Genomic DNA, 11,943 nt, shown 5'->3' with positions numbered 1-11,943 from the left:
CAAGAGAAACAGAAGAAAGAGGAGACAACAATGAAACGAAGCAGTATCGGTCTGGCCGCGACGACGGCACTCGGTGTGCTGGGCGCGGCGCTGGCCGGCCAGGCGCACGCGCAATCGAACGTGACGATTTACGGGATCGTCGACGCCGGCGTGGAATACGTGAACCACGCCAGCGATAACGGCGGCGCCGCGCGTGCGGTGTCCGGCGGCAAGAACACGTCGCGCTTCGGCTTCAAGGGCAGCGAAGACCTCGGCGGCGACCTCAAGGCGGTGTTCCAGTTGGAAAGCGGTATCAACGTGGCCAACGGGCAGTTCGACGACGGCCCCGGCGCCATCTTCGATCGCCGCGCCACTGTCGGTCTCGCGCACAAGAAGTGGGGACAAGTCACCCTCGGCCGTACGTTCACCACCACGTACGACTTCATGCTCCCGTTCGACCCGATGGGTTACGCACCGAACTATTCGTGGGCCACCAGCTCCACGGCCACGGGCGGCCGTAAAGACGGTCTGTTCTCGCGTTCGGCCAACGCCGTTCGCTACGACGGCGAATTCAACGGCCTGAAGCTCGGCGCCATGTACGGCTTCGGCAACGTGCCGGGCAGCATGAAGACGAGCTCGAAGTACGACTTCGGCATCGGCTACGAAAACGGCCCGTTCGCAGTCGTTGCCACGTACGACCGCCAGAACGGCGCAGGCACGAGCGCGAGCCCCGCCGACACGACCGATTACATTCAGGGCATTCACGCAGGCGCGAGCTACAGCTTTGGCCCCGCGAAGATCATGGCCGGGTATCGCAACTACAAGAAGACGTTCATCACGGCAGGCACGGCGTCGCTGCGCAGCGATATGTACTGGCTGGGCGGTTCGTACGACTTCACCCCGGCGTTCACGCTGTATGCCGCGATCTACCATCAGGACATCAAGGACGCGGGCGACGCCGATCCGACGCTGATCTCGCTGCGTGCGCAATACGCGATGTCCAAGCGCACCTCGTTGTACCTCTCGGGCGGCTACGCATTTGCGAAGCACGGCCAGAAGGTCAGCCTGTCGCGTGACCTGACCGGTGCGGCCGACAACCAAGTCGGCGTGACCGCCGGTATCCAGCACCGCTTCTGATCGCGCTAAAAATGTCTCGAACGTCTCGCTGACGTTTTCCTCAAGCGACGGCCTGGCAACGGCGGGGGGTACCGCCAAATGCGCACGCCGGGCCGTCGCCTTTTTTTATTTCGCGAGTCGCGTCTGCCACAGGCGCGGCTTGCCCTCCCAAGCCGAGAAGCCTTCCACCTTGCGGCCTACGGCCCAAGGCTCCATCCCGTTGCTCAGCAGAATCAGCGGTACCTGATCGAGCATCATCGTGTGCAGTTGATCGAACATCGCCTGCCGCTTGACCGGGTCGGCTTCCTCTCGGCTCTGATCGATCAACGTCAGCGCGCGCGGATCATCCCAGACCTTCTGCGGCTGCTTCGTCTTGTCGCCCGAGAATTGCTCGTAACTCAACGCCGGATCGATGCGCGACGAATACGAGAACGAGCTGATTTGATACGCGCCGCTGTAATAGCGATCCAGTTGCGTCGTCCACTCCAGCACTTCGATCACCGCGTTGATGCCCACGGCCTGCATCATGGCCTGCGCGATCACGGCAATGGTGTAGCTCGGCACATTCACACGCTTGTTAGCGAAGATCACGATCTTCTGGCCCTTGTAGCCTGCCTCTTTCAGCAGACGTTTGGCCAGCGCCGGATCGTAGGTGTAGCCCTTCTTCTGTGTCGCGTCGTAATACGACGACGTCGTCGGCACCGCCGATGAATTCGGCCCGCCGTGGCCCTCTGAAATCGCCTCGGCGATCTGCGGAATATCGAGCGAGGCGGCGATGGCCTGACGCAGCTTCTGATTGCCGACGACCGGATCGCGCGTCTGGATCAGCAGCGCGTTCTTCGACGCCAACTGACCGACGATGATCTTCAGCCGCTTGTCGGCCTGAAGCTCCACCACGTCCGAAGGTGCTACGCGGGCGACCGACAACGCCCCCGATTGCAGCCCTGCCTTAGCGCTCGCGGTATCGGGCACGATGGCGAACTTCAATGTGTCGACCAGCGGTGCCTTCGCGCCAACATAGCCATCCGGTCGATTGCCCGGCGGCGACTTGTAGCCGGTATAGGCGGACATCAGCACGTACTCGCCGCGCTTCCACTCCGTCAGCTTGAACGGCCCGGTGCCGATGGGTTTGTCCCACGTGCCGTCGGGCTTCACCGAGGCTTTGTTGATGACGGCCGTCATGCCGCAATACGTGCGCGCCAGCGTATCGAGAAACAGACTGGCGGGGCGGTTGAGTTGCATGACCACGGTGTATGCGTCCGGCGCACTGACCTTCGTCACCTTCAACCCCTTGCGGCCATCGAACTCATCCAGACACGCCCAACCCGTCTTCGGATTGGTATAGCGCTGCCAACTCCAGAGCACATCGGCAGACGTGAGCGCTGCGCCGTTGTGGAAGTGCACGTCGCGACGCAGCTTGAACGTGTACGTCATGCCGTCTTTGGAGACATCGACCGACTCGGCCAGCAACGGCGCGACCGTGCCGTTCTCGCGATAGCCGACCAGCCCTTCGACCACGTGCAACACCACGGCGTCGGTCATGTCGTCGCGATTCACGCCGGGGTCCGTCGAGCGGATGTCGGCCGCCAGCGCAACGTTGAGCGTTTGTGTCTGCGCGACAGCCATGCCCGGCAGACACAACGCACCGGCCAGTGCCATCGCCCCCACGGCGCGCACGCCCGGAATGTTGCTAATTACCTGCCAGCCAGACAACAAACGATCACTCATTTCTTTCCCCCGGACGACTTGGTTTTGACGGTGCTGCACGACTTACCGGCACTGGCGGACTTGGCTGGTGTGGCCGGTTGCCGCACGTGCGCGGCGATGACGCGTTGCAAGGCTTTGAGATCGCGCGCTTCGACGGCATCGACGATGGCGAAGTGTTCCAGCGCCGAGGCTTCGATACGCGCGCGTGTGCGGTTCTGCGTGGCCAATACCGACGGCATGCGCGTACGCAGTTCCAGAATCAGCTTGGGCAGTTCCTTGTTCTGGCAGGCCGAGTACAGCAAGCCGTGAAACTCGGCGTTGACGGGGTGCATATCGAGCACCGTGCCGTCGAAAGTGAGTGCGTGGAACTGTGCCGCCAACTCGCGCAGGCGGACTATCTGGGCCGGTGTTACGTGATCGATCAGATCGGCGGCCGCCCCGAGTTCGACGATGACGCGCATTTCTCGAATGTCGTACAGCCGCTGCTCATCGATCGACTCGATGTGATAGCCGCAGTTCGGCACATGGGCCGTCACGCGCATGACCGTCAGTTGATCCAGCGCGCGACGCACCTCCAGTCGGGTGACGTCGTAACGCGTCTGCAAGTCGATTTGCTTGAGCCAACTGCCGGGCGTGAGAATGCCCGCCTGAATGTCCTGGACGATACGGTCCACAAGGTTTTGTGCGCTTTTTTCGGTACTCACGATGTCGATGTCTCCGGTCCACACGAACGCTGACGCAGCGCGACACCCCCACCGGACGTGGGCGTAAGCATCGGGATCGCGCGCAGCAACTCGCGAGTGTATTCGTGCCGGGGCGAATCGAACACCTCGTCGCGCGTTCCCTGCTCGACGATCGCCCCATCGCGCATCACGATGACCCGGTCGGCCAACTGCTCCACCACGCCCAGATCGTGACTGATGAACAGACACGAGAAGCCGTGACTGCGCTGGAGCTTGGCGAAGACCTCCAGCACCTGCGCACGCACCGTGACGTCGAGCGCCGAGACGGGCTCGTCGGCAATCACGAACGACGGACGCCGCACGATGGCACGGGCAATCGCCACGCGCTGGCGCTGTCCGCCGGAGAGTTCATGCGGCAGGCGCGTCCCGTGCGCCGGTTCCAGCCCGACTTCCGTCAGAACTTCGTCGACACGGCTTTGCACGTCCGCGCGCGACAGGCCCGAGACGTGACGCAGCCCTTCGCCCACCAACTGACGCACGGTCATTCTGGGATTGAGCGACGCGCTTGGGTCTTGAAACACCATCTGGCAGTTCAGGCGGTACTCACGCCATGCGGCGTCGGACCGATGAATGGCGCGGCCATCGAACAGAATCTCGCCGCCCGACGGCTTGATCAGTCCGGCAATCGTGCGGCCCAGCGTCGTCTTGCCGGACCCTGAGGCGCCGACCACGGCAACTACTTCGCCCGGGCGGACATGAACGCTCACGTCTTTCAACGCCTGCTTGCGTTGCGCTTTAGCAAAGAGCCGCTGATGGCCCGCGTATTCGACGGAAAGCCCCTTCACGTCGACCACGGGGGCTAGCGTGATCGGCTCGCGCGCGGGCAGCCGGTGCGGCATCGCCATGAGCAGCTTGCGTGTGTACGGTTCGCGCGGCGCTGCCAGCACTTGCGCGGTCGTCCCACGCTCCACCACCTTGCCGCGCTCCATCACCACCATGCGCTCGGTGTAGCGGGCCACCATCGGCAGGTCGTGGCTGATCATCAGCACCGCCGTGTCGTGTTCGCGGGTAAGCGAGACCAGCAGTTCGAGCACGTCGCGCTGAACCAATGCGTCGAGCGCAGTGGTCGGCTCGTCGGCAATGAGTAGCGCGGGGGCCAGCAGCATCACCGACGCGAGCATGATGCGCTGACGCATCCCGCCCGAAAACTCATGCGGCCAAGCGCTGAGCGCGCCCTTGGGGTCACGCATGCCGATGCGATGCAGCATGTCGAGAATGCGCTCGTTACGCTCGGCCGCCGACATCTTAGGCCGATGCAAACGCAGCGCTTCGCCCAGTTGCCGCCCGATGGTCATCGACGGATTGAGCGAAGTCATCGGCTCCTGAAACACCATTCCGATGCTGCCGCCGCGCAATTCACGCAACCGCTTCACGCTGGCGGACGCCATGTCTTCGCCCGCGAACACGATGCGCCCGCCTGCCCGCACCACCGGCTCGGGGTTCAGGCGCAGCACGGCACGCGCCGCCTGCGTCTTGCCGCTGCCCGACTCGCCCACGATGCCGACAATCTCGCCGGGCGCGATGTCGAACGACACGTCGGAGACGATCTCACGGCCACCCTGACCAATCGTCAGCGTGAGGTTTTCGACGCTCAGCACCGACTTTGCGGGGGTCGTTCGAGCGACGGGAGAAGACGACGAAAGCGGCATCGAAGAAGACCCTGACGAGAAGTCGATGTGATCGGAGAGCTCGGTACGCGCAAGACTCATTTCATCCCCCGCATGCGTGGGTCGAGACGATCTCGCACGGCGTCGCCAGCGAGGTTGATGGCCAGCAGCGTGAGCGCGATGCACAAGCCCGGGAAGATCGACAGATAGCTCGCCTGCGAAATGAACGGACGCGCCGACGCGAGCATGTTGCCCCACGTGGGTGCCGGCGGCGGCACACCCAGACCGAGGAACGACAGCGCGCTCTCGGCCAAAATCACCCAGCCGAACATCGACGTGGCCAGCACCGAAATCGGCGCGATGCAGTTCGGCAACACGTGACGGAACATCGTGTACAGATCGGAATTGCCCAACACGCGCGACGACTCCACAAACTCGCGCTCACGCAACGACATCACTGCACCGCGCACCACCCGCACCACCGACGGCGTATAAGCCAAGCAGAGTGCCAGCACGATGCCGTACTGATTCGGCCCCACGATCGTGAGCAGACCGAGCGCCAGCAGCAGCCCTGGAAACGCCAGCATGGCGTTGTTGAACGTCATGATGATGCGATCGGTCCAGCCGCGGGCGAACCCCGCCAGCAAGCCGATAGTGCACCCCAGCACGATCGCGAAGAACACGGTCAGCGATGCAATCAGGAAACTCGTCGCCGCACCGCTGAGCAATCGCGACAGCTCGTCACGCCCAAACTCGTCGGTACCGAGCAGGTGCACACCGCCGGGCGGATGCAACCGCGTGGGGAAATGAATGCGCAGCGGATCGAACGGCGTCCACACCGCCCCCAGAATTGCGCAGACGACGAGGAATGCCAGCAGCAGGCCACCAACCGTGGCATTGGAGAAGTAGCGTTTTCTCATTGCACCGTCACCCGGGGATCAAAGATGGGATAGCAAAGATCGATCACGAGGTTCACCACGACATACACGGTCGCCACGCAGAGCAAGCACCCCTGAATGACCGGATAGTCGCGCGCAAAGATCGAGTCGACGAGCAGACGGCCGAGCCCCGGGATCGTGAACACCGTCTCCACCACGGCGATCCCGCCGAGCAGATTGCCGAGTACCAGACCGATCAGCGTCCACGTCGGGCCGAAGGAATTGCGGAACACGTGATTCATCAGCACCGCGCGCTCCGACAACCCTTTCGCCCGGGCATGGGTCACGTAATCGAGCCGCAGCACGTCGAGCGTGCTGGCGCGCGCCATGCGAATCAGCACGCCGATTTCATGCAGAAACAGCGTGAGAATCGGCATCACGAGATACAACATGCCTGCTTTCCAATCGTCGGCGATGGAGACGTAGCCCACCACCGGCAGCCATTGCAGCTTCAGGCCGAAGAACAGCAAGATCAACAGGCCCAGCCAGAACGCAGGCATCGACACTAGCAGCGTGGCGCCGCCCACGAGCAGCAAATCGGGCAGCTTGTTTTGCTTCCATGCGGCGATCATGCCTGCCGGTACGGAGACAAGGGCTGCAAACAACACGGCGCACAAGACGACCTGCGCGCTCGTAATGAAGCGCGCCCAGACCAGCGAGCGCACCGGTTCACCGGTGGTGATCGAGGTGCCCAGATCGCCGTGCAATGCGCCGGAGAACCAGATCCAGAATTGCGTCGTCCACGGCTGATCGAGCCCCATCTTCACGCGCATGGCCGCGAGCGAGACCGGGTCGGCCAGATCGCCGAGCAGCAACTGCGCGGGGTCGCCAGGCACCAGCCGGATCATCACGAACACCGACACCGTCACGATCAACAGCGTGGGCGTCGCGGCGAGTATCCGGGACAAAAGGAAACGAAGCATGTTCGCGCTCCAGAATTAGGACGACAGCGTGGGACGACGGCTTAGGCCGCCGCGCGCTTTTTACGCAGCACGTCGGCGAGGAAGTCCTGCACGGCGGGCACCGACTGCATGCCGTCGTGCGGCATGTTGTCGATCACGTCGAACGTGACATCGACGCCCGCGCGCTCGAACGAATCGCGCAACGACGCGAGCCGCTCTTGCCGGTTGGCACCCGCTGAATTTGCGCCCGGCATGTAGTGCGGGCCGCCCTCGCGGTGCGTGATCTCCCAAGTCTCGATGTCGGCCTTACCGACCACCATGTGCACCGGCACGCGACGCAACGTTTCGAGATCGAAGGCTTTGCCGTAGCGTTGCTCGATGTCACCGATCCCCACCCACCAGTTCTGTTGCGTGTCGAGCAGCGTGACCGAGCCCGGTGCGCCGATCGACAGCGCCCACAGACGCTCCGGGTGGAGATAGCCGAAGCGATTGACGAACTGGCCGCCGCCGGAATAGCCGAACAATGCGAACTTGTCGAACGACGTTTCATACTTGCGGCCCACTTCGTCGACCATGTTTAGCAGCACTTCGTCGTAGCGAATATCACCTTCCGCCAAATGCTTGAAACCGCCGGGGTTGCCATCGCCGCGCACGCCAACCGGGAACAGCGGGCACAAGATCAGGCAGTCTTGCCAACGGCCAAACTCGGCGAAGGCATCGCGGTAGTTGGTGAACTGGCGGCCCGTGCCGTGAACGACCACCACCAATTCGACGCGATGGCCGGGCTGCGTGATGGCCTTCGGCACATACAGGGCATAAGCGAAGCGCGGGTCGCCCGCGTGCGCGAAGATCGTCGTCGAGCCCAGATCGTAGAGGTTGCGGGCACGGGCTTCGGTGCTCAAACCGGCGGAATTTGCAGTGGTTTTGGACATAGTCGTTGCGGATATCGGTGGTATTGGGGTGTGCTGTATGAGCTTTACGCGTCGAGCAGCGTGGGCTCGCCTTCGAGGCGATAACGGGTGAAGACGCGATTGAGCGCGGGCATCGGGGCGACGTCCATTTCACCGACGGCCGGCTCCATCACGACCATCGCGACCGACGCCGTCATCGAGTGCCGCACGCCTTCGCGCGGCGGACGGGCCACAGAGAACGGCGTGCCGAAGTCGTCGAACAGGGCTTGCTTAAGGGTGTCGCGCGAGATCATCGGCGTGCTGTTGAGCAGCTTGCGCACGCGCCAATCACGGTAATAGCTGTCGGCCGAGTTCTCGCAGCCCGTATCGACGAGCTTGGTGCGCGCCACGGGGCTCAGCCAGTGATTCGCATGCACGATCAGGTTGTCGTCGCCCGGATACAGCGGGAAGGCCTCGTTGGTGGTGCACTCGAAGTCGATGGCAAACCCTTGCGCCATACCGAGCATGATGTTGTTCGAGCACGACTTCGGCGTCGTCGCCACGGCCTTGAGCGCATTGGCGAACACCGGCTGATCGAGCACTTTGCGACGCAGAATCGCCAGCGGCACGCCCAGTTGCTTAAAGTCGCGATCCGATTCGAGATAGTTCGCGGTAATCGACACGCCCGCGCTGTTCATGCCGCTGCGCGCAAGGCCGCCCGCTTCCACGAACGTCAGAAAGTCGGGGCCGTCGTCGCGCTGTACGCGCAGCACCACGCCAGTGTTGACGCAATCGGCACGCCAGTCCCAGTTTTGCGCGTGCAACAGGTTGCCGCTAGCAGAGCGCTCCGGCAGCACCACTGCACCGGTGCAACCGTCCTGAAGCTCTTCACCCTCTGCGGTGGCCTGGTCTGCGCGGGCCTTAGCCAGCACTTCGGTGCGGGCGTTGATCATCAAGATATCGGCAAACGGCACACCGGCGCCGTCGGCGATGCCGTGCATTTCATCGAGATAGGTCGAATCGACGTTGCCGATATGCCCTTCGAAATGCTTGAACAACGCCGCGCGGGCACTGGCGGTGTAACCGAGTTCGTCGATCGTGCGGCCGTACATGGCAGCGCTCGCGCGCACACGGTCTTGCGCCAACTTGCCGTACTGCACACCCCGATCGTAGGGGCGGCCGCTCACCGAGATGAAGGGGAACTGCTGGAATGTCGTCATCGTTTGACTAAGCTCCGGAAGGCCAGAATCTGTGACGCCGCGACCATCGGCAGCGCTGTTCGCACAGATCCGGATATGATTTAGTCAATCATATTGGCGCCAATATCGGGAAAAAAATTATTTACGTGGGGGTTTACGCTGACGGTCATCAAACGGTCACGACGCACGCAACGTCTCGCGCATGAGGGCTGCAATCTCCCGCCCGCCCGCGTCGTCGCGCGATTCCAGCGCCGCGATGACCCCGTACTTGTCGGCATCACTGTGGTCTTGATTGAGCTTGAGCGCCCCATCCAGCCGCGAGACTTTCATCACCACCCCGGCGATTTTCGGCAGGCGCAGCGCCGTCATCTCCGCTGGAATGCCAGCGAATGTCCACTCGCCCGCGACGGGACCGTCGAAGGTCTCGACCACACGATCGAGGATGTCCTTGATGCCATCGGCATCGTCGACCACCCGAATGTCGCCATAGGCGTGAATCGCGGCGTAGTTCCACGTGGGGAACGTGCGCTTCTCGTCGTACCAGCTCGGCGAGATGTAGGCACTGGGCCCCTGAAAGATGACCATGGCCGGGCAGCCTTGGCGCAGGTCGTCGTACTGGGCGTTGCGGCGCGACAAATGCGTGGTCAGTAGCGTGTCGCCCTGCGCATCGATGTCGATCAGAAACGGCAGATGGGTTGCCGTCATCCCCGACGCGCCGAACGTCACGAGCGCAGCGAAGGGCCAGCGGCGCATCAGCGCGCGCAGCGTGTCGGGGGAATTCTCTTGATAGGGTTCCGGGCGGTACATCAGTCATCCTGTTGGCAAAGGGCGGGAAGGTGCGCGAGGTCGAAGCGGCGGCTCATGCGGTGCCGACCCGTTGCTTGATCCACGTGGCCTGCTCGGCGAATGCGCGGTCGCTGACGCTGGCGATCGATACTGCCTCGAGAAAGCTATGCACGGTGCCCGGGTAGACGGTTGCGCTTACTGGCACACCAGCGGCTTGCAGTCGCTCAGCCATCTCGACGTTCTCGTCGTAGAGCGGGTCGAGTTCTGCGATGGCGAAGCACGCTGGCGGCAGATGATCGAGATTGGCGGTAATCGGGCGGCAGCGCGGATCGGACAGCTCATCGCGATGACTGATGTAGCGATTCACGAAGCACACCATGTCGTGCGACGACAGCGAATACTCGCCGCCGCCGAAGCGCGCATACGAATCGCGCCACGGAATCATGTCGAACGCGCCGTAGTTGAACACCATGCCGCGCAGCAACGACTGGCCTGCGTCGCGTAGCTGAAGCGCCGTGCCGAGCGACAAGTTGGCACCTGCGGAGTCGCCACCGATCAGGAGCGCCTGCGCATCGATTCCGAGCGATTCCGCATGACGATGCAGCCAGCGGGTCGCGTCGACAATCTCTTCCAGCGCCTGCGGGAAACGCGCTTCCGGCGCACGCGAGTAATCGATACCGACCACGGCAACACCGGCACGCGCCGCGTACTCGCGCATCACACGGTCATGCGTGTCGAGACTGAAGACGACGAAGCCGCCGCCGTGCAGGTAAATCAAGGCGGGCAGTGTTGCGCGCTCGCTCGGGTAATACACGCGGATGCGCACATCGCCGTGAACTGTCGGCACATGGTGCTCGACGGTGCTGTGCATTTGCGGACCACCGCTGGCCCAACGACGGCGAATCACTTCGAAGGCTTCGCGCGCTTGCGTGGCCGTGCCGAGATCCCATCGCGCGAACGCGGCACCGTCTTCGCTTTGCAGTGCCATGAAGCGCGTCATGTCGGGATCGATTACCGGCAGCACGGCATCATCGACGGACAGGGCTAGGTAATTCTCTTTATTCATTTCGTGGTTCAGCTTGCTAATGTTTCAGTGAGGTAGCAGATGTCGTGACGTTCGAGATGACATGCCAATGACAACGAACCGAAAAAATTTTAGAGTTCCAAAAATCTCGCCGCCTCGCGTGCAGGGACATCCAGTAGCGAAATCGGGCCAACATCCATGCAGAAAAGCACTCACTCCGTCGACTATCAGGACTTGCCCCGGCCGGTGGCCGTCATGGTGTCCGATTTCTCCGACTCCACGCTGCTCGACGCCGACCCGCCACACTCACACCCGCGCGCGCAGTTGCTCTTCGCGGTCGAGGGCGTGTACACCATCGAGACAGCGACCGGCACATGGTTGGTGCCGCCGCATCGCGCCGCATGGATTCCCGCTGGCGTCACGCACAATTGCAATGGCCGGGGTCAGGCGATCCTCGCGTGTTCGCTCTACATCGAACCCGACGCATCGTCGGAGCTTCCCACCGACTGCTGCATCATCGAAGTCTCTGCCCTGCTGCGCAGCCTCATCTCGGAGGCCATCGAGATTCCCTCGCTTTACGAAACGCAGGGACGCGACGGGCGTGTGATGTCGCTGATCGTCGACGAAATCTGCCGTGCACCGACGGTGCCACTGCACCTGCCCATGCCGAAAGACCCGCGCCTGCTGCGCATCTGCCGCATGCTGCTCACCGAGCCGGGACACGACGGCGATCTCGACGATTGGGCGCGCGTAGGCAACATCGGCCGCCGCACGCTCACGCGGCTGTTCCGTAGCGAGACCGGCATTACGTTCTCACTCTGGCGTCAGCAATTGCGCTTGATGGTGGCCCTCTCGCGTCTAGCCGCAGGTGATGCGGTCACGACCATTGCGCTCGATCTTGGCTACGAAAGCCCGAGCGCCTTCACGTCGATGTTTCGCACCGCCATGGGCCGCACGCCCAAGGAATACCTCGGCGGACTAGCGCTTTCATCGGCAGCGCGCCACGGCAAAGACTGAAGCGTCTCGCACGTAGGCGCGCGCCCTGCGCCATC

At 62.9% G+C, this 11,943-nt stretch carries 11 protein-coding genes; 2 read left to right on the top strand and 9 right to left on the bottom strand.

All coding sequences use genetic code 11. The annotated features are described in order from the left end of the window. Positions 1-30: 30 nt before the first annotated feature. Entirely contained in the window at positions 31-1,116 is a 1,086-nt protein-coding gene (locus PPN31114_RS12140) for a porin (protein WP_150679742.1), read from the top strand. A gap of 105 nt (positions 1,117-1,221) precedes the next feature. Here PPN31114_RS12140 and PPN31114_RS12135 read toward each other — a convergent pair whose 3' ends face one another. The 9 genes from PPN31114_RS12135 to PPN31114_RS12095 form a co-directional block, all read right to left on the bottom strand. After that, positions 1,222-2,754, bottom strand: coding sequence for an ABC transporter substrate-binding protein (locus tag PPN31114_RS12135; RefSeq protein ID WP_150680390.1), 1,533 nt, complete (start codon positions 2,752-2,754; stop codon positions 1,222-1,224). Positions 2,755-2,819: 65 nt separating this feature from the next. After that, positions 2,820-3,506, bottom strand: a complete 687-nt coding sequence (locus tag PPN31114_RS12130) for a GntR family transcriptional regulator (RefSeq protein WP_246182520.1) — start codon at positions 3,504-3,506, stop codon at positions 2,820-2,822. Further along, entirely contained in the window at positions 3,503-5,194 is a 1,692-nt protein-coding gene (locus tag PPN31114_RS12125) for an ABC transporter ATP-binding protein (RefSeq protein WP_150680388.1), read from the bottom strand. Before PPN31114_RS12125 ends, PPN31114_RS12130 begins: the two co-directional genes overlap by 4 nt. Before the next feature lie 56 nt (positions 5,195-5,250). Next, positions 5,251-6,072, bottom strand: coding sequence for an ABC transporter permease (locus PPN31114_RS12120; RefSeq protein ID WP_150679741.1), 822 nt, complete (start codon positions 6,070-6,072; stop codon positions 5,251-5,253). Continuing rightward, entirely contained in the window at positions 6,069-7,013 is a 945-nt protein-coding gene (locus PPN31114_RS12115; RefSeq protein ID WP_150661940.1) for an ABC transporter permease, read from the bottom strand. The genes PPN31114_RS12120 and PPN31114_RS12115 overlap by 4 nt, the downstream gene beginning before the upstream one ends. Positions 7,014-7,054: 41 nt before the next feature. Continuing rightward, on the bottom strand, positions 7,055-7,924 hold the full coding sequence (locus PPN31114_RS12110) for an alpha/beta hydrolase (RefSeq protein ID WP_150679740.1): 870 nt from the start codon (positions 7,922-7,924) through the stop codon (positions 7,055-7,057). A 44-nt stretch (positions 7,925-7,968) separates the two neighbouring features. Continuing rightward, positions 7,969-9,102 (bottom strand): C45 family autoproteolytic acyltransferase/hydrolase, encoded by a 1,134-nt coding sequence (locus tag PPN31114_RS12105; protein WP_150679739.1) that lies wholly within the window; start codon positions 9,100-9,102, stop codon positions 7,969-7,971. A gap of 156 nt (positions 9,103-9,258) precedes the next feature. Next, the gene (locus PPN31114_RS12100; RefSeq protein WP_150679738.1) at positions 9,259-9,888 is read right to left on the bottom strand and encodes an FMN-binding negative transcriptional regulator; all 630 of its coding nucleotides are present in this window, start codon (positions 9,886-9,888) and stop codon (positions 9,259-9,261) included. Between the two features lie 52 nt (positions 9,889-9,940). Next, a complete protein-coding gene (locus tag PPN31114_RS12095; RefSeq protein ID WP_150679737.1) occupies positions 9,941-10,933 on the bottom strand; it encodes an alpha/beta hydrolase fold domain-containing protein in 993 nt (330 codons plus the stop codon). A gap of 156 nt (positions 10,934-11,089) precedes the next feature. On the opposite strand from PPN31114_RS12095, the gene PPN31114_RS12090 reads away from it, so the two are divergent. Next, a complete protein-coding gene (locus PPN31114_RS12090) occupies positions 11,090-11,908 on the top strand; it encodes an AraC family transcriptional regulator (protein ID WP_150679736.1) in 819 nt (272 codons plus the stop codon). Positions 11,909-11,943: the final 35 nt, after the last annotated feature.

The organism is Pandoraea pneumonica (assembly GCF_902459645.1).
Taxonomy (GTDB): Bacteria; Pseudomonadota; Gammaproteobacteria; order Burkholderiales; family Burkholderiaceae; genus Pandoraea; species Pandoraea pneumonica.
Note: the sequence above shows the minus strand (reverse complement) of the source record. Positions and strands in the feature narration are given on the sequence as shown.